The organism is Dickeya undicola (assembly GCF_000784735.1).
Classification (GTDB): Bacteria; Pseudomonadota; Gammaproteobacteria; order Enterobacterales; family Enterobacteriaceae; genus Dickeya; species Dickeya undicola.
The window spans coordinates 36,317-61,260 of the sequence record NZ_JSYG01000020.1 but is presented as its reverse complement, the minus strand read 5'-3'; the positions used below and the strand labels follow the sequence as shown (position 1 = coordinate 61,260).

Annotated in this window: 20 protein-coding genes; 19 read left to right on the top strand and 1 reads right to left on the bottom strand. The window is 52.9% G+C overall.

All coding sequences use genetic code 11. The features are described from left to right. Nucleotides 1-7 precede the first annotated feature (7 nt). A complete protein-coding gene (gene asmA, locus OB87_RS10165; protein WP_033569336.1) occupies nucleotides 8-1,822 on the top strand; it encodes an outer membrane assembly protein AsmA in 1,815 nt (604 codons plus the stop codon). Nucleotides 1,823-1,945: 123 nt separating this feature from the next. Here the strand turns inward: asmA and OB87_RS10160 are convergent, their stop codons facing one another. Continuing rightward, a complete protein-coding gene (locus OB87_RS10160; protein WP_033569335.1) occupies nucleotides 1,946-3,535 on the bottom strand; it encodes a TerC family protein in 1,590 nt (529 codons plus the stop codon). A gap of 880 nt (nucleotides 3,536-4,415) precedes the next feature. Here OB87_RS10160 and OB87_RS20615 point away from each other — a divergent pair. From OB87_RS20615 to cpsG, 18 genes are all read left to right on the top strand, one after another. Further along, entirely contained in the window at nucleotides 4,416-4,733 is a 318-nt protein-coding gene (locus tag OB87_RS20615; RefSeq protein ID WP_148042907.1) for a hypothetical protein, read from the top strand. Between the two features lie 180 nt (nucleotides 4,734-4,913). Then, nucleotides 4,914-6,050, top strand: a complete 1,137-nt coding sequence (locus OB87_RS10155; protein ID WP_033569334.1) for a polysaccharide export protein — start codon at nucleotides 4,914-4,916, stop codon at nucleotides 6,048-6,050. An 18-nt stretch (nucleotides 6,051-6,068) separates the two neighbouring features. Beyond that, nucleotides 6,069-6,503 (top strand): arsenate reductase/protein-tyrosine-phosphatase family protein, encoded by a 435-nt coding sequence (locus OB87_RS10150; RefSeq protein ID WP_033569333.1) that lies wholly within the window; start codon nucleotides 6,069-6,071, stop codon nucleotides 6,501-6,503. A gap of 16 nt (nucleotides 6,504-6,519) precedes the next feature. Further along, a complete protein-coding gene (gene wzc, locus OB87_RS10145; protein WP_033569332.1) occupies nucleotides 6,520-8,691 on the top strand; it encodes a tyrosine-protein kinase Wzc in 2,172 nt (723 codons plus the stop codon). 271 nt (nucleotides 8,692-8,962) lie between these two features. After that, on the top strand, nucleotides 8,963-10,114 hold the full coding sequence (locus OB87_RS10140; protein WP_033569331.1) for a glycosyltransferase family 4 protein: 1,152 nt from the start codon (nucleotides 8,963-8,965) through the stop codon (nucleotides 10,112-10,114). A 281-nt stretch (nucleotides 10,115-10,395) separates the two neighbouring features. After that, entirely contained in the window at nucleotides 10,396-11,610 is a 1,215-nt protein-coding gene (locus OB87_RS10135; protein WP_033569330.1) for a glycosyltransferase family 4 protein, read from the top strand. 110 nt (nucleotides 11,611-11,720) lie between these two features. After that, the gene (locus OB87_RS10130) at nucleotides 11,721-12,764 is read left to right on the top strand and encodes a glycosyltransferase family 4 protein (RefSeq protein WP_033569329.1); all 1,044 of its coding nucleotides are present in this window, start codon (nucleotides 11,721-11,723) and stop codon (nucleotides 12,762-12,764) included. A 51-nt stretch (nucleotides 12,765-12,815) separates the two neighbouring features. Continuing rightward, a complete protein-coding gene (locus OB87_RS10125; RefSeq protein WP_033569328.1) occupies nucleotides 12,816-13,733 on the top strand; it encodes a glycosyltransferase family 2 protein in 918 nt (305 codons plus the stop codon). A gap of 25 nt (nucleotides 13,734-13,758) precedes the next feature. Further along, on the top strand, nucleotides 13,759-15,165 hold the full coding sequence (wcaJ, locus tag OB87_RS10120) for an undecaprenyl-phosphate glucose phosphotransferase (protein ID WP_033569327.1): 1,407 nt from the start codon (nucleotides 13,759-13,761) through the stop codon (nucleotides 15,163-15,165). Nucleotides 15,166-15,189: 24 nt separating this feature from the next. Next, on the top strand, nucleotides 15,190-16,254 hold the full coding sequence (gene rffG / locus OB87_RS10115; protein WP_033569326.1) for a dTDP-glucose 4,6-dehydratase: 1,065 nt from the start codon (nucleotides 15,190-15,192) through the stop codon (nucleotides 16,252-16,254). A 25-nt stretch (nucleotides 16,255-16,279) separates the two neighbouring features. Then, on the top strand, nucleotides 16,280-17,149 hold the full coding sequence (gene rfbA, locus OB87_RS10110; RefSeq protein ID WP_033569325.1) for a glucose-1-phosphate thymidylyltransferase RfbA: 870 nt from the start codon (nucleotides 16,280-16,282) through the stop codon (nucleotides 17,147-17,149). A gap of 1 nt (nucleotide 17,150) precedes the next feature. Next, nucleotides 17,151-17,687, top strand: a complete 537-nt coding sequence (rfbC, locus tag OB87_RS10105) for a dTDP-4-dehydrorhamnose 3,5-epimerase (protein WP_033569324.1) — start codon at nucleotides 17,151-17,153, stop codon at nucleotides 17,685-17,687. Further along, on the top strand, nucleotides 17,684-18,541 hold the full coding sequence (rfbD, locus tag OB87_RS10100; protein WP_033569323.1) for a dTDP-4-dehydrorhamnose reductase: 858 nt from the start codon (nucleotides 17,684-17,686) through the stop codon (nucleotides 18,539-18,541). Before rfbC ends, rfbD begins: the two co-directional genes overlap by 4 nt. 168 nt (nucleotides 18,542-18,709) lie before the next feature. Further along, the gene (locus OB87_RS10095; protein ID WP_033569322.1) at nucleotides 18,710-19,630 is read left to right on the top strand and encodes a glycosyltransferase family 2 protein; all 921 of its coding nucleotides are present in this window, start codon (nucleotides 18,710-18,712) and stop codon (nucleotides 19,628-19,630) included. Continuing rightward, nucleotides 19,627-20,898, top strand: a complete 1,272-nt coding sequence (locus tag OB87_RS10090; RefSeq protein WP_033569321.1) for an oligosaccharide flippase family protein — start codon at nucleotides 19,627-19,629, stop codon at nucleotides 20,896-20,898. Before OB87_RS10095 ends, OB87_RS10090 begins: the two co-directional genes overlap by 4 nt. Before the next feature lie 166 nt (nucleotides 20,899-21,064). After that, nucleotides 21,065-21,901 (top strand): glycosyltransferase family 2 protein, encoded by an 837-nt coding sequence (locus OB87_RS10085; protein WP_033569320.1) that lies wholly within the window; start codon nucleotides 21,065-21,067, stop codon nucleotides 21,899-21,901. Between the two features lie 166 nt (nucleotides 21,902-22,067). Beyond that, entirely contained in the window at nucleotides 22,068-23,495 is a 1,428-nt protein-coding gene (locus OB87_RS10080) for a mannose-1-phosphate guanylyltransferase/mannose-6-phosphate isomerase (RefSeq protein ID WP_033569319.1), read from the top strand. Nucleotides 23,496-23,508: 13 nt separating this feature from the next. After that, complete coding sequence (cpsG, locus tag OB87_RS10075) at nucleotides 23,509-24,882, top strand: phosphomannomutase CpsG (RefSeq protein ID WP_033569318.1); 1,374 nt, start codon at nucleotides 23,509-23,511, stop codon at nucleotides 24,880-24,882. The last annotated feature ends 62 nt before the right edge of the window (nucleotides 24,883-24,944 follow it).

The window sequence follows — 24,944 nt, the reverse complement described above, 5'->3', positions numbered from 1 at the left end:
GGATGGCATGAGAAGACTGTTTACCACGCTGGTGATTCTGCTGGTGGTGCTGGCGGCAGGTATGACGGCGCTGGTGGTGTTGATTAACCCGAATGATTTCCGGGCCTATATGGTGCAACAGGTTGAGGCACGTACAGGTTACCGCTTGAATCTGGATGGTGACTTGCGCTGGCATGTCTGGCCGCAACTGAGCATTTTATCCGGCGGCCTGTCGGTGAGTGCGCCGGGTGCCGCCGCGCCCGTCATCAGTGCTGAGAACATGCGACTGGACGTGAAACTTTGGCCGTTACTGTCGCATCAGTTGGAAGTCAAGCAGGTGATGCTCAAAGGTGCGGTGATTCGTCTGACACCTGACAGCGAAGCGCTGGCGGCCGGTCCAGTCCCCATTGCACCAGGTGGCGTGTCATCTCCGGAGCCGGAGCGCCGGTGGCGTTTTGATATCAACCGGGTTGAAGTGGAAGACAGCCTGTTGGTATTCCAGCGCGGAAACGCGCCAGTCTTGAATGTCCGCGACATTAACCTGACGATGGAAAGCGACAGCGCCCGGCAGGTACAGGTATCGCTCTCCAGTCGTTTTAACCGTGACCAGCGTGATTTGTCGTTCTCCCTTGACGCCCGGCTGGATATGCAGAATTACCCGCAGCAGATTGGTGCGGATATCGATAGCGTCAGTTACCAATTGCAGGGCGCGGGGCTGCCGACGGAAGGCATTAGCGGTAAAGGGATGATTCGCGGCAGCTATCAGCGTCAGCCGGAGAAACTGACTATCAACCAGTTTGCTCTTAGCGCGAATAACAGCCAGTTGAATGGCTCGTTATCCACCACCTTCAGTGCTACGCCAGAGTATGTACTGGATCTGCAGTCGGAAAAACTGGATCTGGACGCGTTGTTGGGGTTGACGCACGCCGCGTCGTCCAGCGACGGCGGCGACAAAGCGGTCATCGCCAAACCGGTGTTTTCACACGATCAACCGCCCGAGCCTTATCAAGGGCTGCGCAGCTCGATTGCCAACGTGTCAGTGAGTGCCAATACGCTGATTTACCACGGTATGACGGTCAATCAGTTTTCGCTAAAGGGCAGCAATCAGCATGGCAAAGTCAGGGTCACTGACTTTAGCGGCCAGGTAGGAGAGGGGCGTTTCTCATTACCGGGGTCGATGGATGTCGCCGCGTCGCCTGCCATCACTGTTCAGCCCACCCTGAAATCAATGGCGCTGTCGACGTTACTGCCGTTATTTGGTCTGCCTGACGGCTTGCAGGGCAAACTCAGTCTGCAAGGGCGGCTGAGTGGCGACGATCTGTCGCGGCAGGCGCTGCTCTCTCAATGGCGGGGAGCAGCATTGGTGCAGTTCGACCAGTTGCGGTTGCAGGGGCTGAATGTCCAGCAGTTGATCCAGCAAGCGGCAGCGCGCAGCAACAACGACATTCAAACTCCGGATGACTATGCCCGCTACACCGATATTCGGCAGATGAGTGGCGAAATGACACTCAACGCGGGCAAGCTGGAATTGCAGTCATTGACCGGGCAATCTGAGGCATTGACGGTTAGCGGTAACGGTCAGTTTGACCTGCCTGCCCAGCGTTGTGACATCAATCTGGATGTGCGTGTAACACAAGGGTGGAAAGGCGATAGCCAACTGGTGCAATTGCTGCAAGATACCCCCATTCCGTTCCGCCTTTACGGCGAATTCGGCAATTTGAACTACCAATTGCAGATCGAGCAGTTGCTGCGTAAGCGGTTGCAGGACGAGGTGAGAAAACGTCTGAATGACTGGGCGGAGAAAAATCAGCCGACAGCTAAAAAACCAGCGACGAACATGTGATGCATGAGCCTGTAACGTGTATGGCGTGCTTTCACTGAAAAGACATTGATTGAAAAACAGTCATTGAAACAACCAAGGCGGCCATGGCCGCCTTGGTTGTTCATGGGGCTGGTGATGACTTGATCACACCTCATAATCCGGCTGTGGTTCCGGCTCTGGGGTAATCAGCACCTTCACGATGCGGTGGCTTTCCACGGTCAGCACCCGGAACAGGGTGTTGTCGATTCGCACCTCATCGCCCTCCTGCGGGATTTTCTGCGCATACTCCATCAGCAAACCGGCTAGCGTGTGGTATTCGCGCTTCTCGTTCAGTTGCAGCGGGATATACATCAGTAAATCCTCAACCGGCAGATAGCCGTTGGCCGTCAGGGTGCCGTCTTCGTTTTCCTGAATGTCGTGGCGGGCGTCCAGCTCTTCCCCTTCCAGCGGCAAGTTGCCCGCGATGGTTTCCATCACATCACTCAGGGTGACAATCCCCTCGACGGAGCCGAATTCATCAGCCACAAAAGCAAAGTGCGTGTGCGCTTCACGAAACTGCTCCAGTGCGGACAGCAGCGACAATTGCTCCGGAAACACCAGCGGCTGGCGGATCAACGCACGCAGATTCAGTGCCTGCCCGTGCAATTGCTGACGTAGCAAATCGATCACGTGCACCACGCCCAGTGGTTCGCTGGAAACGTGGCTGTCGAACATCACCAGCCGGGTATGCTGATTTTTCTCCATCAGTTCGTGGAAGTCAGCCGGGTCGATGTTGACGTCTACATGCTCGATATCGTGACGGATGGTCATAATGCTGCTGATGGAGCGCTGCGACATACCGAGTACACGCTCAATCATGCGCTGTTCCTGCTGGTTGAACACCGGCTGGCCCATGTCACCGGTGTTATCCGCCACCCGGTCGGCAACCTGTTTATCCAGCTCCGCTTTCTCATGTTCACCGCGTAGCAATCGCAATACTGCTTCGGCTGTGCGCTGACGTAACGGGGTCGACGAAGAGAGAAAGCGCCGACGGTTGAACTGCGCCAACTGGTTGAGCATCTCGATCATGACTGAGAAACCAATGGCAGCGTAGAGGTAACCTTTTGGAATCGGGTAGCCGAACGCGTCCGCAACCAGGCTGAAGCCGATCATCAGCAGGAAGCTCAGGCACAGGATCACAATGGTGGGATGCGCGTTGACGAAGCGTGTCAACGGCTTACTGGCCAGTAGCATCAGGCCGATGGCGATAGTGACCGCCGCCATCATGACTGGCAAGTGCTCGGTCATGCCGACCGCGGTAATCACCGAATCCAGCGAGAACACGGCATCCAGCACCACAATCTGTGCGACGACCGGCCAGAAACGCGCACCCTTGCGTTGGGTTTGCTGCGCCTGGTCTTTGCCTTCCAGCCGTTCATTCAGCTCCATCGTGGCCTTGAACAACAGGAACAGGCCGCCGACCAGCATAATCAGGTCACGTGCGCTGAACGGGTGTCCATAAATGGTAAACAGTGGGTGGGTTAGCGAAACCAGCCAGGAGATGGACGACAGCAGCACAAAGCGCATCAGCAAGGCCAGCAATAGCCCGACAACCCGAGCCCGATCACGGGATTTTTCTGGCAGTTTCTCCGCCAGAATGGCGATAAAGACCAGGTTGTCGATACCCAATACCAGTTCCAATACCACTAGTGTGGCCAGACCGGCCCAAATTGTTGGATCAGCGATCCATTCCATAGGTTGAACTCACCTTTTTCTTTATCCGGTTGATATTCGCATAGCGTATCAGGCGTTGCGTCGCGCAACCATAACGCCACCGACCGTGCTTGATTGATATCAAATTGCTGAGCGTCGGTAGACGTTTTTTTATGTGAGTAAGATCACAAGGTTTTCAGCAAGATGGAAAGTATTGCAGTACGTTTTGAGAAATCAAAGAATCACCGGGAAGGTTAAAAAATAACCCGTTTCATTAAGGTGATGCATTATATGCTTGGGCGGAGAAATGAACGAAAAAATAGCCTTCACCCTGACGGTTTCATGTCCTCATTTATGTGTTAACAAAATTATTATATGAAAATGAAGTATTTATTAAGATGTCTCTGATATACATAACTTTTTGTTTATTAATGATAAAAAAAACTTTGCTCATAAGAAAAACTGCATGGAATGTTAGTATTTTTCCGAAAACAAACACCAGGAAGATATTTGTCTTGTTATAAGCAAATATTTTTTACTACTCTCCGGTGTGGCGATATTGACACATCTTTAAAAATATTTAATTCGAAACTTTAGTGTCATTAATGTTTTTGCAAGCCATTTTTACGAGTCAGTTATGACGAGTCACAGCAATAGCTGGGTAGTCTGAAACGAAAACGGAACAGCGAGTTGGTAGCTATGAGCCAAGGGCGGTAGCGTACCTGATGCGATTGACCGGACAGCCATGAGCTGCGTTTCAGATGATGCCCTCCAGGACGTTGAAACCGTTCAGCCGTCTGCATTCAGGCTTTACTGCCTGTGTGTTGATGAGCAATGCGGTAACGATGCCAACGGATCCACCGTGAATGCTTAACGTGTGGGCTGTCTGTTACTCACTTGACTGAAAGGCGATGGCAAAAAGATGTTAAACCTGACACTGATGCGTAGACCGCAGGTACAACCCGCGGCACTCCTCCTGACCAGCGCTTCGCCTGCGGCTGAGTCGCCTTTTTTTGCCCACAGCAACGATTTTTCCCACAGCAACGATGATGTAACCGTGCAGCCTGACCAAACGGGTCGCCACTGTGCGGCTCACGCTGACGTTATTCCCCTTTCTCAAACCAAAACTCATAGCTATAGCTCGTGGCAGTCTGCCGCTGTTTCCCTTTCCAGATCGACGTTCCAGCCGGAGGCTTATCACCTGAAACAACGCTTTACTTATTTCCGTTTGAATATTTAAACGATGATGAGAGTAATTTTGGTTATAAGTCTTTAGATTCTTGGGCGGGGTGAAAAACATCTTTCAACAAATCATTAAGGATCAACGCGTTGTGGAACACACCGGCGCGTCCAATGCGTTATTGATTCGGGCAGTACCGCTCTTTGTTTCTCACTTGACTGAAAAGCGATGGCATAAAGGATGTTAAAACCAACACTGAAAGTTATACCGCTGATGTTGTCGGCGACATTCCTGGCTGGCTGTACGCTGGTCCCAGGCACACACCTTTCTACCAGTGGAAAAGAGGTCGTAGAACAACCGGATGATGATTTCAACATCAATAAAATGGTCAATATTTACCCTGTTACGCCGTTGCTGATAGAGAAAATGCGCCTGCGACCGGCGATTGCCCAGACAAATCCGTCGTTGGATGCGGAGTTGAAGCGCTACGAATACCGAATTGGTATCGGCGATGTGTTGATGGTTACCGTCTGGGATCACCCGGAATTGACCACGCCAGCGGGGACCTACCGCACCGCTGCGGATACCGGCAACTGGGTTCACTCGGATGGCACCATTTTTTACCCCTACATCGGCAAATTGCGCGTGGTAGATAAAACCCTGACCGAGGTGCGTGAGGAAATCATGCGTCGGTTGGCGCAATACATCGAATCGCCGCAGGTGGAAGTCAGCATTGCCGCGTTCCGCTCGCAGAAAGCCTATGTAACCGGGGAAGTGGTGCGCTCGGGCCAGCAGCCTATCACCAACGTACCGTTGACGATTATGGATGCTATCAATAATGCGGGCGGGCTAAGCGAATTTGCCGACTGGCGTAATCTGGTGCTGACGCATAACGGCAAAGATGAGCACATTTCTTTGCAGGCGCTGATGCAGAACGGCGATTTGTCCCAAAACCGCCTGCTGTACCCCGGCGATATCCTGTTTGTACCGCGCAATGATGACCTGAAAGTGTTCGTGATGGGGGAAGTGAACAAGCAATCGACCCTCAAGATGGACCGCAGTGGCATGACGCTGACCGAAGCGTTGGGCAGCGCGGAAGGGATGAACCAGATGGTGGCCGACGCCACGGGGGTGTTTGTTATCCGACCGCTGCGTGGTACGCAAGGGCCGAAGCTGGCCAACATTTATCAGCTCAACACCAAAGACGCGACCGCGCTGGTGATGGGCTCCGAATTTCCGCTGCAACCGTATGACGTGGTGTATGTCACCTCGGCACCGGTAGCGCGCTGGAACCGCCTGATTTCGCAACTGGTGCCGACCATCAGCGGGTTTAACGACCTGAGCGAAGGCAGCTTGCGCGTGCGTACCTGGCCGTAGCCGTAGGGGGGCGTCTCAATGTTCAACAGTATTCTTGTTATTTGCGAGGGCAATATCTGTCGCTCACCGACGGGTGAGCGCCTGCTACAGCAGGCATTGCCGGGCAAAAAGGTATCGTCTGCTGGCTGGCGGGCGATGGACGGAAAACCTGCCGATGAAACGGCCAGCCTGGTGGCTGCTGAACACGGTCTGTCGCTGGATGGGCATGTGGCTCGCCAGTTGACTGGTTCGTTGTGTCGGCATTACGACCTGATTCTGGTGATGGAAAAGGTGCACATTGATGCCGTGTGTCATTTCTCTCCGGAAGTACGTGGGAAAACGTTGCTGTTCGGGCACTGGTTTAACCAGCAGGAGATTACCGACCCGTACCGCAAAAGCCGGGAAGCCTTTGAGTTTGTGTATACCCAACTTGAACAATCTGCCCGCAAGTGGGCGCAGGCGCTGAGCCGTTAACCAGTCAGGGATTACGATGTCAGAGAGAATTGGCGTGAAAACATCTGAAGCGGACAAGGCGGATGAAATTGACCTGGGACGCTTGCTGGGAACCGTGCTGGATCACCGCTGGCTGATTATCAGCATCACCACCATCTTTACCATGCTGGGCATCTTGTATGCGCTGCTGGCGACGCCGGTTTATCAGGCGGATGCGATGGTGCAAGTGGAACAGAACGTCAGCGATTCGCTAATGAACGATATTTCCAAGGTCTTGCCGGATAGCAAACCGCAATCGGCACCTGAAGTCGAACTGCTTCGCTCCCGCATGGTAGTGGGGAAGACCGTACAGGATCTGGGGTTGGATACCGAGGTTGAACAGAAGTATTTCCCGCTGGTGGGTAAAGGTATCGCCCGGCTAAAAGATGAGGAGCCAGCGCGAATCTCTGTCTCCCGGTTGTCGGTGCCGGACAGTTGGCTGGATGAAAAGATGACCGTGACGATTGAGGATGAGGGGAAATACCGCTTTGCCGCTGGTAAGGACGCCTCGTTCATCGGCAGTATCGGGCAACTGGAGTCTCACGGCGGTTTTAATCTGCTGATCAGCGACACCAACGCCGCGCCGGGTACGGTATTTACCGTCAGGAAAAAGAACATGCTGACCGCGATCAACGACATTCTGAGCGAGCTGTCGGTGGCGGATAAAGGGAAAGACACCGGCGTATTGCAACTGACGTTGGAAGGCAGCGATCCGGCACTGGTGAGAAAAACGCTGGCAAGTATCAGCGATAACTACCTGCAACAGAATGTGGATCGCAAATCGGAAGAGGCGGCCAGAAGTCTGGTGTTCCTCAAAGAACAACTGCCGCTGGTGCGTGCTTCACTGGAGACAGCGGAAGACAAACTGAATAAGTACCGTCAACAGAAAGATTCGGTGGATCTGTCACTGGAAGCTAAATCGGTGCTGGACACGATAGTGGATGTCGAATCTCAGCTTAACCAGTTGACCTTTCGTGAAGCGGAGATCTCCAAGCTGTATACCCGTGAGCATCCTGCCTACCGGTCGTTGCTGGAGAAACGCGCCACGCTGGAAAAAGAGCGCGATAACCTGAATAAGCGTGTCAGTAGTATGCCGAAAACCCAACAGGAAATTGTGCGGCTGACGCGGGATGTCAATGTCGGGCAGGAAGTGTATGTCCAGTTGATGAATAAGCAGCAGGAACTGAGCATCAACAAAGCCAGTACCGTCGGTAATGTGCGCATTATCGACCCGGCGGTGGTTCAGCTTAAACCGGTGAAACCGAAGAAAACGCTGGTGATTCTGCTGGCTGCGATGTTAGGCGGGGTGGCTTCTGTCGGGTTCGTATTACTGAAAACGCTGCTGCATCGCGGTATCGAAAGCCCGGAACAGCTGGAAGAGCTGGGTATTAATGTGTACGCCAGCGTGCCTTTGTCGGAATGGCAACAGAAGAAGGATAGAGAGTTCGCTAACAAGAACCGCAAACGCAATACCCGTTCTGATTCCCTGTTGGCGGTGGGCAACCCGGCTGACCTGGCGATCGAAGCGATCCGCAGCCTGCGCACCAGCCTGCATTTCGCGATGATGGAAGCGAAAAATAATGTCCTGATGATCTCCGGTGCCAGTCCGGGTATCGGTAAGTCTTTCGTCAGCGCCAACCTGGGCGCGGTGATCGCCCAGGCTGGGCAGCGGGTGCTGATCGTCGACTGCGATATGCGTAAGGGGTATGCCCACCATCTGATGGGGGCGACGCCTGAGAAAGGGTTGTCGGATATCCTCTCAGGGCAGATCGACGCGCAGCAGGCGCTGCGCCCTACCGCGGTGGAGAATCTGTTTTTTATCCCGCGCGGTCAGATCCCACCCAATCCGTCGGAGCTGTTGATGCACAGCAACTTTACCGCGTTTGTCGATTGGGCCGTCCGTCAGTTCGATATCGTACTGCTGGATACGCCGCCGATTCTGGCGGTGACCGACGCGGCGATCATCAGCCGACAAGCTGGGACATCGCTGCTGGTAGCGCGGTTTGAGATGAACACACCGAAAGAGGTGGAGATCAGTATCCGACGCTTTGAACAGAATGGCGCGTCGATCAAAGGGGTGATCCTGAATGCGGTGATTCGCCGGGCGCTGAGTTACTACAGCTATGGATATGACTCCTATCAGTACTCTTACGGCGCGGATAAAAACTAGCTTCTGTTAATCCATAAAGGAAGCGGGATGTTTACAAGGCCGGATTTACAAGGATGAGTATGAAAAATAGAAGGTTAATGATGGTGATCGACCCGCGATAGCGACTAAGAGAAGCGCGGTAAAGGCAGTGGAAATAGCTGTAGAGAGGGCTGGTGTTATGCCGGAGTGCACGCCAGCCGCTTCTCTGCCCTCGGGGAGGGCGTGCCGGTCCATTTCGCACAAGCGGAAATGGGTCCCTGAACATAAAGAATTAAAAGCAAGGATAGATAATATGAAGATCATGATTATCAATACCTTATATCACCCTTATAAAGTGGGTGGGGCCGAAGTCTCGGTCCAGCTTTTGGCTGAAACGCTGGTACAGCGCGGGCATCAGGTACAGGTGCTGTGTCTGACGCCTGATCCGTATCGCAGCGAACAAGTTATTAACGGTGTGTCGGTGTGTTATTTGCCGCTGGCGAACAGCTACTGGCCGTTTGATGGTCAGAAGCGTTCTTCCGGGCAAAAGATACGCTGGCACCTGAAGGACTACTACAACCGTGACATGCGCAGTGCGGTGATGCAGGAAATTAGGGCGTTTTCGCCCGATATCGTTCACACCAATAACATTGCCGGGTTCTCGGTGTCGGTCTGGTCGGCGGCGAAAGCCTGTGGGGTGAAAATTCTGCATACCAGCCGGGATTACTACCTGTTTCACCACAACGCGACCCTGTTCTCCGATGGTCAGAATCAGAATCCCGATGCAACAGGCATTCGTCTGATGTCGGCGGTGAAAAAACGGTTTAGTCGTCTGGTGGACGGTTATGTCGGCATCAGTCAGTTTATCTGCGAGATGCACCGGGAGGCCGGGTTTTTCCCTAATGCGCAACATGCCTTTATTTACAACACGGTGCCCGCGGTGGATGACACTGGGGCGAATGAACCGGTCGAAGAAAATGTCAGGCGGATTGGCTTTATCGGCAAGTTTTCGCCAGAGAAGGGGTTTGATGACTTTTGTGCCCTGGCCCGGCACTACCGCAATCGATCCGGTTATGTTTTTTATGCCGCGGGTCGCATCACGCAGGATAACCCGCTGGTGGAGGAAGCGCGCCAGAGTGGTGTGATTCTGCTGGGGTTTGTCAGTCTGGAAGACTTTATGCGGCAGGTGGACGTCGTGGTGCTGCCTGTGAAATGGCATGAGCCGTTCGGCCGGGTAGTTGTCGAAAGCATCTTCCATGGAAAAGTGGTGCTGACTAACCGCATGGGCGGCGTTGGTGAACTGGCCGCGTTATTGCCGAACATCTATTTCATGGAAGAGACGTCGGTGGATGCGGAGGTGGAAAAACACGCCGAGCCGCTTTGCCCCGAAATGCTGGCGCATTTTACCCCAGACCGAGTCGCACAGGAGTATGAGCAGGCCTACAACCATGCGCTCAGCGCCTGATGTCAAATCGGGTTGATGTCAAACAGGGTTGATTGATGCAGACCTGTCGATGAGACGAGATGTCGTCCTTATCGATGGGGGATAACAGGGAAACGCATAAAGTTGCACTGGTCATCGCGGTGCCGCTATCAAGGATGTTGTCCTTAACACATTGCTTTATATGCTCTGGGTTAGTACGACTATAGTTTTGATTTATAGACTATTTTCTTGATGCGGAACAGGGCGGCTACGCCGTCTGGTGCCTGGATAAGGCACTCCGTATTTGCCGGGGACAACTCTCTATGCGAATTCTGATTATCAACACCCTGTACCATCCGTACAAAGTGGGTGGGGCCGAGGTGTCTGTGCAGTTGATGGCGGAAGCACTGGTGCGACGACAGCATCAGGTACAGATACTGTGCCTGACGCCGGAAAAGCAGCGTCGTGAAACAGTTATTAATGGCGTTGCCGTGTGCTATGTGCCGCTGGCTAACCATTACTGGCCGTTTGATGGCAAAAAGAAATCTTTCTTCCAGAAAATACGCTGGCACCTGAAAGATTATTACAACGTGGATATGCGGCGCGTTGCGATGGACGTTATCCAGGACTTCTCACCGGACCTGGTGCACACCAACAACATTGCCGGATTTTCCGTGTCGGTCTGGTCAGCGGCGAAAGCCTGCGGGGTGAAAATCCTGCATACCAGCCGGGATTACTATCTGTTTCATCATAATGTGACCCTGTTTCGTAGGGGAAAGAATCAGGACCCGGCATCGGTGGGTATCTGCCTGATGTCCTGGTTGAAACGGCGGTACAGCCATTTGGTGGACGGCTATGTCGGTATTAGCCGGTTTATTTTCGAGCTGCATCGTAACGCGGGTTTTTTCCCCAGGGTCTATCAGGGGTTTATTTATGACATCGTGCTGGAGGCCAGCCATATACCCGCAGAGCCTGCAACACGAGGTGAGGGCGATAACGCCGTCAAGCGCATCGGTTTTATCGGCAAGCTGGCAGAGGAAAAAGGATTTGATGATTTCTGCGTACTGGCCCGGCATTACCGTGATCGCCCTGGGTATGCTTTTTATGCCGCAGGGCGTATCACGCAGGATAATCCACTGGTGGAGGTGGCGCGGGACAGCGGTGTGACGCTGCTGGGTTTTGTCAGCCTGGAAACGTTCATGCAGCAGGTAGATGTCGTGGTCTTGCCGGTGAAATGGCATGAGCCATTTGGCCGAGTAGTAGTGGAAAGCATCTTTTATGGAAAGGTGGTACTGACGAATCGAATGGGGGCGGTCAGCGAATTATCGTCTCTATTACCGAATATCTATTTTATGGAAGAGTGCTCGCTTGAAGAGGTTATCAATAAACCTATTAAGCCACTTGGTCCTGAAACATTATATGCATTTACACCTGATGCTATCGCCGGGGAATTTGAAAAGGTCTATGTGAAAATGCTTATACCTGAAACTCGACGGCGAGATTTATTACCTGCGGAATCTAATGGAATAAGAAAGTAAAGCATACGTTTTACGATTGGCTGCTTTTTGGAAGATGGAATCCGAAAACAATCACTGTCTTTTATTTAAACGGTTACACCGTTCGGTGTAACCGGAAGGGGATGTCATTCATGTATGTGAATACACGTAATCTGCTGGGGCATACTACTGGCGTGCAACGCTATACCAAGAAGATTATTGAATATATTTCTACGGCTGGCGTTAGGGTGGAATTAATACACCCGGATAATATTATTTATGGCATGAAGGGGCATATGTGGGAGCAATTGTCGCTACCACGAAAAGTAACGTCGAAAGATATATTGTGGTCACCCAGTAATACAGGGCCGCTGCTGATTAAAAAACAAATTGTCACTATTCACGACACCGTGCCTTTTGATCATCCGGAATGGCTGAATAAAAAATTTGTTGCCTGGTATCAATTCATGCAACCACGGCTGGCGAAAAAAGTAGAGCACATCATCACCATCTCCGAGTTTTCCAAGGAACGCATTATGCACCATTTGCGCGTGCCGGAGAGCAAAGTCTCGGTGATTTACAACGGGGTGGACGTGCTGCAACCGGGCGCGGGTGGGCGCGCGGCAGAAAAGGGCGCACCAGTGGTGGAGGGCGATTACCTCCTATCGGTGGGGTCGCTGGAACCACGGAAGAATATTCCCAGGCTAATCAAGGCATTTCTTCGCTTTAAACAGGAGAGCGGCTCCGACATTCGGCTGGTCATTGTGGGTAAGAAAGGAGTGTCGCGGGTGTTCGGGGATGACGGTGCCGACGCGTTGACTGACAACGACGCGGTGATTTTTACCGGCCACGTTAGCGATGACGCACTGGTGAGCCTGTACCAACATGCACGCGGCTTCTGCTACCCCTCAATGTACGAAGGATTTGGTCTGCCGCCGCTGGAAGCGATGTGCTATGGACTGCCGGTGCTGACCAGCAACACCACATCACTGAAGGAACTGTGTGAACAGCGGGCGATTCTGGTTGACCCATTGTCCGTGTCGTCGATTGCTGAGGGGATTCACCAATTGGTGACCGGTCAAGGCCCGGCGGATATGCAGAAGAAAGGCGAGGCGTTCGCCCAGTCATTGACATGGAAGCAGTGCGCATCTGAAACGCTACGCGTCCTGGAACACGGAAGCCAACGCGTTGCGTAGCGAAATCGACGACCGTTTTTTCACTTTTCAGATGAGCAAGAGAATCGAGATATGAAAGTCAATTTTGTGGTTCCAGTTTATAACGGTGGTGAAATCTGGGAGCAATGCGCTGCATCACTACATGCCTGCCTGATTGCCGAACAATTGCCGCCGCAGCAGGTCTTGGTGATTGATTCGTCGTCACGCGACAACTCGCGCGAGGTGGCCGCTCGTTACGGTTTCCGGTGTCACACCATTACTTCTGCTGAATTCAACCACGGCGGTACACGTAATCTCGGTGTGACAATGAGTGACGGCGACGTGGTGGTGTTCCTGACCCAGGACGCGATTCCTCAACACCGTTTTATTTGTGAGTTGCTGTCTGCGTTTGAGGATGAGCAGGTGGCGGTGGCTTACGGCCGCCAGTTGCCGCATGACGACGCTAACCCGCTGGCCTGCCATGCCCGCTGTTTCAACTACAGCACCCGCAGTCATGTACTGGGGCTGATGGACAAGTCGCACTATGGCATCAAGACGGTGTTTACCTCCAACTCGTTTGCGGCTTATCGGGCGAAAACCTTTCATGAACTGGGCGGGTTTCCGTCCAACACGATTCTTAGCGAGGATATGTATCTGGCGGCTCAGGCGGTACTGGCTGGATACCGGGTGGCGTATGTGGCGGATGCGGCGGTTAAGCATTCACACAACTATACGCCAGTGGAGGAGTTCAGGCGTTATTTTGATATCGGTGTATTTCACTGTGACGAAAAATGGATTAGGGAGGAATTCGGCGGTGCCGGTGGCGAAGGGAAGCGATTTATTTTTTCCGAGCTCCGTTATCTCATGAAAGAAAATAACTATCTGTGGATCCCTCGTGCGTGTGTGCACAATGCCCTGAAAATTGCAGGATATAAATTGGGGCAGCATTATCAGAAAATACCTCATGGCTTAATCAGGAAACTGAGTATGCATAAAAGATTCTGGCAATAACTTCTACTCGTACAGGTGAACGACTATGGTCAGGAAAAAAGAGAGTGTAATTTATGCTATTCCCTCGCTGGTTTCAGTATTACAGCGTTTCTCTGATATGACTGTAATCTTTATCAGCGTGCTGTTAGCATGTCTGGTGACAAACAAAGAGATATCGACGGCGGCATATTTAATCGCCTTGATCAGCTTTTCCGTCTTTCAGTTATTGGCGGGTTTTACCAATTTTTATCGTTCGTGGCGTGGTGTCGGTATTTATACTGAGATTCGAACCCTGATTATTAACTGGGGAATTAGCGTCACTTTCGGTGCCGGTATTTTATCTTTGGTGCCGAACCAATATATCGGTTATCATTTTCATGCGGTCTGGTTTTTATTTACCGTAGCAGGATTTTTGATATCACGTACCCTGATTCGGGTGGTGGTGCAATATCTGCGAAAAAAAGGTTACAACAAGGTCAACGTGGCGTTTATCGGTGCGCAACCCTCCGGTGCTTATTTGGCTGAGAGTATCAAGCAGGCACCCTGGATGGGGCTGAACATCATTGGTTATTTTTCCGAAAACAGCCAGTTCCAGTACAGCTATGAACGTAATGGTGTGCGCTGTCTGGGGGATGTGGATGAGCTGATTCGGCTGGCCCGCAAAGGGGATCTGGACAAGATTTATGTCTCGTTCTCACTGCAGGAGGCGGAATTGATCAACCACCTGATGTCGGCACTGACGGATACCACTTGTACGGTGATGCTGGTGCCTGACATTCTGGCGTTTAACGTGTTGCAGTCGCGCAGCGATATCATTAACGGTATTCCGGTGGTGTCGCTGTACGATTCGCCGATGAGTGGTGTGAATCGTCTGCTCAAACGCCTGGAAGACATTGTGACCGCGTCGATTATTACTGTGCTGATTTCCCCGCTGTTATTGGGTATTGCGTTGCTGGTCAAATTGACCTCCAAGGGGCCGGTGATTTTCCGGCAGAGACGTTACGGCATGGATGGCAAGGCGATAGAAGTGTGGAAATTCCGCAGTATGACGGTAATGGAAAACGGCGATACCGTGATTCAGGCCAGTAAAGATGATAAGCGTGTGACACCGGTGGGCGCGTTTCTGCGTCGCACATCGCTGGACGAACTGCCGCAGTTCATCAATGTCATTCGCGGTGAAATGTCGATCGTCGGGCCGCGTCCGCACGCGGTGGCGCACAACGAACAGTACCGCAAGCTGATCAAAGGGTACATGCTGCGGCACAAAATGAAGCCAGGGATTACCGGCTGGGCGCAAATTAATGGCTGGCGTGGTGAAACCGATACTCTGGAAAAGATGGAAAAACGGGTGGAATACGATCTTTTCTATATCGAAAACTGGAGTGTCTGGCTGGATATCAAGATTATATTTCTGACAATCTTCAAAGGATTTGTGAGTAAATCCGCGTATTAACACATTTCTGAAAGGTCACTATTCATGAATATTCTTGTAACGGGTGGGGCTGGGTTTATTGGTTCAGCCGTGGTGCGTCATATCATTCAGCACACTCAGGACCGGGTAATGGTGGTGGATTGCCTGACTTATGCCGGTAATCTGGCGTCGTTGAAAGAAGTGGCATCCGATCCCCGTTTTTTGTTTGAGAAAGTCAACATCTGCGACCGGGCTGGGCTGGATCGGGTGTTTGCGACCTTTCAGCCGGATGCGGTCATGCATCTGGCGGCGGAAAGCCATGTTGATCGTTCTATCGACGGTCCTTCCGCTTTTATTGAAACCAATATTACCGGGACTTACACCCTGCTGGAGGCGACGCGGCATTACTGGTCGGCATTGCCGGAGGCGAGCAGGGCGGCTTTCCGTTTCCACCATATTTCCACGGATGAAGTGTACGGCGACCTGCACGGCACTGACGATCTGTTTACGGAAACCACGCCTTACGCGCCGAGTAGCCCGTACTCCGCTTCCAAGGCCGCCAGCGATCATCTGGTACGCGCCTGGCTGCGGACTTACGGCCTGCCCACGTTGGTGACCAACTGCTCCAACAACTACGGCCCGTACCATTTCCCGGAAAAACTGATTCCGCTGATCATTCTCAACGCGCTGGAAGGAAAACCGTTGCCGGTGTACGGCAAGGGCAACCAGATCCGCGACTGGCTATACGTCGAAGATCATGCCCGCGCGCTCTACACCGTCATGACTACCGGCGAGGTGGGAGAAACGTACAACATCGGTGGTCATAACGAACGGAAAAACATTGAGGTGGTGAAAACCATCTGCGCCCTGCTGGATGAACTGCGGCCGGAGAAGCCGGCAGGCATCCGCCACTACGACGAGCTGATCACCCATGTGACCGATCGGCCGGGGCACGATCTGCGCTATGCGATCGATGCGTCGAAAATCTACCGCGAACTGGGCTGGAAACCGCAGGAAACCTTCGAGTCCGGCATCCGTAAAACCGTGGAGTGGTATCTGGCGAACGAGGACTGGTGGCGCAGCGTTAAGGATGGCTCCTATACCGGCGAACGCTTAGGTTTAACCCTTTAATCGTATTCTAGTTAAGGAAAGTCCAATGAAAGGCATTGTATTGGCAGGCGGTTCAGGAACCCGACTCTATCCGATTACCCGTGGGGTATCGAAGCAACTGTTGCCCATTTACGACAAGCCGATGATCTATTACCCGATTTCGGTACTGATGCTGGCTGGCATCCGGGACATTCTGATCATCTCGACCCCGGATGACCTGCCTGCCTATCGGCGATTGCTGGGTAACGGCAGCCGGTTCGGTGTGAATTTCTGTTACGCCGAACAACCTTCACCGGACGGTCTGGCGCAGGCGTTTCTGATCGGCGAAACCTTTATCGACGGTGATCAATGTGCGCTGGTGCTGGGTGATAACATCTTCTTCGGTCAGAGCTTCGGTAAAAAACTGGAGAACGTGGCTGCCCGTACCGACGGTGCCACCGTCTTCGGTTATCAGGTGATGGACCCCGAGCGCTTTGGTGTGGTGGAGTTTGACGACAATAAACAGGCGATTTCGCTGGAAGAAAAACCCAGCAAACCGAAGTCTAACTGGGCGGTGACCGGGCTCTATTTCTATGACCGCCATGTGGTGGAAATGGCCAAGCAGGTCAAACCCTCGGCGCGCGGCGAACTGGAAATCACCACACTCAATGAAATGTATCTGCAGCAGGGTAACCTGAATGTGGAAGTTCTGGGGCGCGGCTTTGCCTGGCTGGACACCGGCACCCATGACAGCTTGCTGGAGGCATCCCAGTTCATCAGCACCATTGAGAAGCGTCAGGGCTTCAAGGTTGCTTGTCTGGAGGAAATTGCGTTCCGTAAAGGCTGGTTGAGCCGTGAACAGGTGGCGGATGAAGCACGTTATCTCGCTAAAACCCATTATGGTCAGTATCTGGCCCAACTACTTACAGGGATGTGATATGCAAGTCCACGATACCGCCATTCAGGGTGTAAAAATCATTCAACCTAAGGTCTTCGGTGATGCCCGAGGCTTCTTTCTGGAAACGTTTGAGAAGCGTCGTTATCAGGAGATGCTGGATATCGACCTGGATTTTGTGCAGGACAACCATTCCCGCTCGGCCAAAGGCGTGCTGCGTGGGTTGCACTTTCAGACGACCAATCCGCAAGGAAAACTGGTGCGAGTGGTGCGCGGCGAGGTGTTCGACGTTGTTGTGGACATTCGCCGGGATTCACCGACCTACGGCCGCTGGGAAGGCGTTGTGTTGTCGGAAGAAAATAAAACGCAGTTCTGGATCCCACCGGGTCTGGCGCACGGTTTCGTGGTGTTGTCCGACATGGCGGATTTCGAATACAAGTGCACCGACTACTATAACCCGGCTCATGAGGGCTGCCTGTTATGGAACGATGCAGACATCGCCATCGACTGGCCAATAACCTCCCCCTTATTGTCAGAAAAGGATAAACAGGGCAAAGCCTTTAAGGAGTTATGGGGATGAAAATTTTATTAACTGGCGCTAACGGTCAGTTGGGGCGCTGCTTTCAGGATCGGCTGCCGGACGGGTGGTCGGTGTTGGCGACGGACATGGACTCGCTGGATATTACCGACGAGGCGCAGGTTCAGGCTACGATGGAATCGTGGCAACCGGACGCCATTGTGAATGCGGCGGCCTATACAGCGGTGGACAAGGCTGAGTCAGAACCCGAGCTGGCGGCGCGCATCAATGTTACCGGGCCGGAATATCTGGCCCGCGCTGCCCGTCAGCACGGGGCGCGTTTCATCCACGTCTCCACCGATTATGTGTTTGATGGCAGCGCGACCCAGCCGTATAGCGAAACCGATGCTACCCACCCGCTGGGCGTGTACGGTCAGACCAAGCTGGATGGCGAACGGGTGGTGCTGAAAGTGAATCCGGCAACGCAGATTGTGCGTACCGCCTGGGTTTTCAGCGAGTACGGCAACAACTTTGTTAAAACCATGCTGCGACTGGGCCGGGAGCGGGATACCCTCGGCGTGGTGGCTGATCAACGTGGTTGCCCGACTTACGCCGGTGATATTGCCAACGCGATCATTAGCTTACTACAGCAACAGGCTGATGCGGGTCTGTACCACTTTTGTGGTGACGAAGAAGTGTCCTGGCATGATTTTGCCAGCGCTATTTTCGCCATTGCTGGTGAGAAGCAGTTGCTGCCCCGTACGCCGGTGGTCAACGCTATTACCACTGATCAATATCCAACACCAGCGGCACGCCCGGCTTACTCCACGCTGGATTGCAGCAAGATTGCCCGATTGGGCATTCCGCCGTCCGCCTGGCGGGAGGCGTTGGGCGTTATCATCCCCAAATTGGTCTGATGATGTTCAGGCGCGGTAACCCCACAGGGGCATGACGCCCCACCATGTCAAGTTGCAGGCGATAACCGAGCGAATCCTCATGAATGCGGATTCGTACGGTCAGTGCGTCTGCAACTTGAGGGGATACCGCACATCGTTCTCGTATTTCCTTATCTTCGGTTAGCAGAGATGACAGGTCACGATCGGATCAGTATTGCGTTGGCTACCTATAATGGTGGCCGCTATGTCAGACAGCAGCTGGACTCCATCCAGCATCAGACGCATCAGGACTTTATCATCCATGTATGCGACGACGGTTCCCGTGATAACACGCTAGAGATAATCCGGAGCCATGAACTCTATCAGCAGGGTAAAATCCGCCTTTATCCCGGCAAAGGTGGGTTAGGCGCGATGAAAAACTTCCGCCGCGCCATTGCCTGTTGTGAAGACCGCTATATCACCTTGTGCGACCAGGATGACTATTGGGTTCCTGAAAAACTGGAGCGGTTGCTCAACGAGGCCAAAATGCACGAGCAGGAAGGCGCGACGCCGGTGCTGGCGTTTTCCGACCTGGAGATTGTGGATGCGGTACTGGGGCCGCTGCATCCGTCCTTCTATCGCGCGTCGATCAAGTCCTCGGCGGCCAGCCAGCCGGAAGACTTTGTGGTCAGTAATCATATTCCCGGCTGCGCCATGCTGTTCAATCGTGCATTGAAACAGCTGATAGAGCCGATGCCAGACGACATTCGAATGCATGACTGGTGGATTGCGATGATCGCCGCCCACAGTGGGAAGATAGCCTATGTGGATACGCCGCTGATCAAGTATCGCCAGCACGGCAACAATACCGTTGGCGTGCCCGGTATCCTGCGAAAACGCCTGCTGCCAGATAGCCTGCTGTGTCTTAGAGGTTACCCCACAGGCCACAGGCATAGCCGCATGATGTTGACCGCTTTGAAAAATTTCTGCCAGCAGCATCCGTCCGACAGCACTGATTTTTTGCGGGTTATCCGCGGAGAAGCCGGGGTACTGCGTAAGCTGTCACTGATGCGACGCGCCCGCAACGGTGAGCGGAAACTGCTGAGTTGTGCAATCTGGTGGATGGTATGAGTGACAAAAAGACAATAAAACGCGAGGTTATCTATCTCTATATTATTCAGATTTCCAATATGCTGCTGCCACTGGCGACCTTTCCCTATCTGGCCAGGGTGCTGGGTGCGGAGTTCTTTGGCAAACTGAGTTACGCCCAGTCCATCAGCTTTATCGCGTTGTTTATTGTCGATTTTGGTTTTAACTTCTCGGCCGCCAGAAAAGTCAGTGCCCATGCTGGCGACATGGCGGCCATCAATACCCTGTACTCGAATGTGCAATGCGCCAAAACACTGCTGTTTCTGGTGGTGATGGTGGCGGGAACGCTAGTCGATCTGTTGACGGCGCAGTCGAAGATAGACGGCATCTTGTTCTTTATCGGGTTGGCGTCTTCGCTAAGCTCGTTACTGTCGGCTGCCTGGCTGTTTCAGGGGTTGGGGAAGAACTCGCATCTGGCGATTCTGAACCTGGTGTTCCGTGCGCTGGCGTTGGGGCTTATCTTCCTGCTGGTAAGCGCACCAACAGATATTTATCTGGCGTCGGTGATTCAGCTGTTCCCACCGGTATTGGTTGGGCTGGTGATTCAGTGTCAGTTGAAACGCCGTGAATCGGTGAGCTGGCAGCTTTCCGGTGTAAACCGGCAGACGATATCCGATGAAATTCGGGAAAGTTTTCATAACTTTTCTGCGTCATTGTTCACGCTGGGTTTCACTTATCTGAATCCGATAGTGATCAAATTCATGTTCGGCGACGCCACGTTGGGGCACTACGCGGTGGCGGATCGGCTGGCATCGGTGCTGCGCCAACTGTATAACCCGATAGTACAAGGCAATTTCAGTCACATTTGCAGCCTTTACAACCGGCTAGAGTACCCGGCGATTCGGGCCAGGCTGATGAAGGTCATGATGATGTTTTCTTTACTCACCGCCAGCGCCTTTTTGGGGAACCTGCTGGTAGGAACGCCGATTATCCACTGGGTTTTCGGTAAGGAATACGACATTGGGCATTTGCTGACTATCATGATCGTTACCCAGTTTGTTATCTCGTTGTCGATCATTCTGGTTAACCTGATCATTATTCCAGCCGGGCTGAGCCGTTACCTGAAGCGGGTCTACTTCATCGGTTTGCTGTGCCATTTTTCCTATCTGTTCTTCTTTACCCAATGGTGGGGGGTTTATGGCGTCGCGATTGCGGTGGGCGCGACCGAGTTCATCATCACGGTGGTGTTCTTTGTGATGGTGATGAAGAAGAATATCCTGGGTAGCCGGATGTTAAGGATGCCCCAATAAAATATACCCGTCATACTTCAAATTGCAGGGCGTTGGCTGCCCTCGTCCCTGCAACTCGAATGATTTAGGGTAAAACCGCCGCGCTAGCATTTAATGATGCAATACAGAATGTTGTGCATCTGAATGGAATCGTCATTGCAATCCTGTATTTCCAGGAGAGAGAGTCATGATTAAAAATGCAATTTTGGTGGTGTTGTACAATAAGGGACTGGAGTCGTCTACAACCTTGCAGACGCTGATTCAGCATCCGTTTAAATCTATTAAGTTGACCATTCATAACAATGGTCCTTTTCGTATTTCCGAAGAAGATGGGTTTTTTCTACGGCTGAAAACGATTTATGAACAGGTGGAGCTGGTGAATTGCCTGGAAAACCAACCGTTGAGCCAGGTATATAATCGGTTTATCGCCAATAACCTGCACGTCGAGCGATGGGTTATTCTGGATGATGATACGACTATTAATGAATCTTTCTGGTTTGCGGTGGAGCATACTCAGGCAGATATTGAATGCCCGCGGATTATTTCCAGCATTAATTACAAAACCTATTACCCGGTATCAAAAGGGGAAGTGGTACTGAGTTATCAGGATCTGGACCCGGCGACGGCCTTTTCCATCGGTTCCGGGTTGATTATCCACCGCCGGTTATGGGATGTTTTCGAACGGCATGGCCTGTCGTTGTTTGATGAAAACTACGCGCTGTACGGCGTGGATGTCAGTGTGTTTCGCCGCATACATCGTATGAGCACGTCCGGTGAACAATTTGTGCTGAGAAGCAGTTGCTATCTGGAGCATGGGCTTTCCCGTTCGGAAAAAAAAGAAAGCGAATTCCGGATTGCAGAAAATCTGATCGACCTGGCTATATCAGCCCGACGCTATCCCCAGTTTCATTTGTATTACCATCTTGGCTGGCGATTATTAAAACAGTTTATTCGGTTACGATTTAAAACCGTTATGGTTGCTACACAGGCTTTTTTTCGCGGCAAACATCCTCGCTGTAATTAACTTTTTTGCACGTTTTCTGATAAGCCTAATTGCTATTGGGTTGGTCCGTGTCCGCCAAATTTACATCCTGAAATGGCGAACTGAATTTATTATCGGCTATTGAATGGTCAGCGCATTAATGACGTTGAACACGTCTATAGCCGTCATAGAGTTATCAAGGTGCGATATGTCTAACGTTATTCCTGTCGTTATGGCTGGCGGTAGCGGCAGCCGCTTATGGCCGTTGTCGCGTGAGCTGTTTCCCAAGCAGTTTCTGCCATTAGGTGATGAGAGCAACCATAGCTTGCTGCAAAACACTCTGGCACGGTTGCAGGGATTGTCGTTTCTGGCGCAACAACGACCGTTGGTTATCTGCAATGAGGATCACCGTTTTCTGGTGGCGGAACAGTTGCGTGAGCAACAGCAACTGGGGGGCAACATCATTCTGGAGCCGGTTGGTCGGAATACCGCTCCAGCGATTGCGCTCGCAGCCCACCTGAGTGTCAAGACCGATCCGGACAGCCTGCTGCTGGTGCTGGCCGCCGATCATCTGATCAGCAAAACCGATAATTTTCATCAGGCGATTCGTCAGGCATTGCCCTATGCCGAGGACGGTAAGCTGGTGACCTTCGGCATCGTACCTGAGTGCCCCGAAACCGGTTATGGCTACATCAAGACGGGCGGCGCGTTGCCTGGTGGTGGCTTCATGGTAGACGAATTCGTGGAAAAACCGGATTTGGCGACGGCCGAGCGTTACCTGAAGTCCGGCGCGTATTGCTGGAACAGCGGAATGTTCCTGTTCCGTGCGGCGAAATATCTGGAGGAACTGCAACAGAACCAGCCCGATATCTACGAGCTGACCCGTGTGGCGATGGCGCGCAGCCAGCGTGATATGGACTTTATTCGGGTGGAGTCGCGCGCGTTTACCGACTGCCCCAGTGACTCCATCGACTATGCCGTGATGGAGAAAACCCGTGATGCGGTGGTCATTGCGTTTGATGCTGGCTGGAGCGATGTCGGCTCCTGGTCGTCGCTGTGGGAAGTGTCGGAAAAAGATGCACAGGGCAACGTGACGGTAGGGGATGTCATGACGCTGGATAGCAACAACAACTACGTTTCCTCAACGTCGTCGCTGGTGGCAACCATCGGTATCGACGACGCCATCATCGTCAACACCGGCGATGCGTTGCTGGTCGCCGCTAAAGAACGAGCGCAAGACGTCAAGAAAGTGGTGGAGCGCCTGAAAGCGCAAAACCGGCACCAGTTCCGCGATCATACCGAGTCGTTTCGGCCCTGGGGCAAGAGCAGCAATATCGATACCGGTGAACACTATCGGGTGAAAAAGCTGGTCGTACACCCCGGTCAGGGGCTGTCGCTGCAACAGCATTTTCACCGTGCTGAGCATTGGGTGGTACTGGCGGGGACCGCCAGGGTTCAGGTGGATGACAAGACCTACTTTTTAGCGGAAAACCAGTCCACCTTTATTCCGCCCGGCGCCGTGCACTCGCTGGAAAATCCTGGCCTTATTGACCTCGTGGTAATCGAGGTTCGCTCAGGCCATTACCTGGAAGAGGACGACATCGTCCGTTTGCATGACCGCTATGGTCGGGTATGAAGGGAGAAGGACAATGCCCGCATTAACCTGTTTTAAAGCCTATGATATTCGCGGTGAACTGGGAACCGAACTGAATGAAGATATCGCCTACCGTATCGGGCGCGCCTACGCTGAGGTGATTCAACCTGCGCGCGTGGTGGTAGGGGGCGATGTTCGGCTGACCAGCGAAACATTGAAGCGAGCGCTAGCCGATGGCCTGCGCGACGCCGGAGTCGACGTGTATGACATCGGCCTGTCCGGCACCGAAGAAGTCTATTTCGCTACGTTTCATTTCGAGATGGACGGCGGTATAGAGGTCACCGCCAGCCACAACCCCATTAATTACAATGGGATGAAGCTGGTGCGCGCCGGTTCTCAGCCCATCAGCGGTGATAGCGGACTGAAGGACATCCAGCGTTTAGCGGAGGAAAACCGCTTTGCGCCCGCTGACCCGCAACGCCGCGGGCGCTATGAGACACTGGCCGTGCTGAAACCGTACATCGCACACCTGATGTCGTATATCAACCCGCGCAACCTGACGCCGATAAAAATCGTCATCAACAGTGGGAACGGTGCTGCTGGTCACGTCGTGGATGCGCTGGAAGCGGAGCTGTGTCGTCATGGCGCGCCGGTGTCCTTTATCAAGGTCCACCATCAGCCGGACGGCACGTTCCCTAACGGTATTCCCAATCCGCTGTTGCCGGAATGCCGGGCGGATACGGCTCGGGCGGTAGTTGAACATCAGGCGGATTTCGGTGTGGCGTTCGACGGTGATTTTGACCGCTGCTTCCTGTTTGATCACCAGGGGCGCTTTATCGAGGGGTACTACATTGTCGGGCTGTTGGCCGAGTCCTTTCTGAACAAGGCTCCGGGGTCGACCATTATTCATGATCCGCGTCTGACCTGGAACACGGTGGATATCGTTACCGGCAAAGGTGGAAATCCGGTGATGTCAAAAACCGGTCATGCGTTTATCAAGGAACGGATGCGCAAGGAGGACGCCATTTACGGCGGTGAAATGAGCGCACATCACTACTTCCGGTCGTTCGCCTATTGTGATTCCGGCATGATCCCGTGGCTGTTGGTGGCGGAATTGATCGGGGTGCGTGGGCGCTCACTGTCGCAACTGGTCAGCGAGCGTATGCTGGCGTATCCCGCGTCTGGTGAGATCAATTCCTTGCTGACTGACCCGGTTGCGGCGATTGCCCGTGTGCGCGCCGCCTGGGAGCCACAGGCGCTGGCGGTGGATGAAACCGACGGTATCAGCCTGACGTTTGCCGACTGGCGTTTTAATCTGCGCAGTTCCAACACCGAACCGGTGGTCCGGCTTAATGTGGAGTCGCGACAGAATCCCCGACTGATGGAGGAAAAAACCCGTACGATTCTGGCGCTGTTGCGTCAGTGTTGAGGCGATCTCTGGCACCCTCTGCATGTTTTCAGTGGTTAGCGGGTGCTGAATCAGGGCGGTGG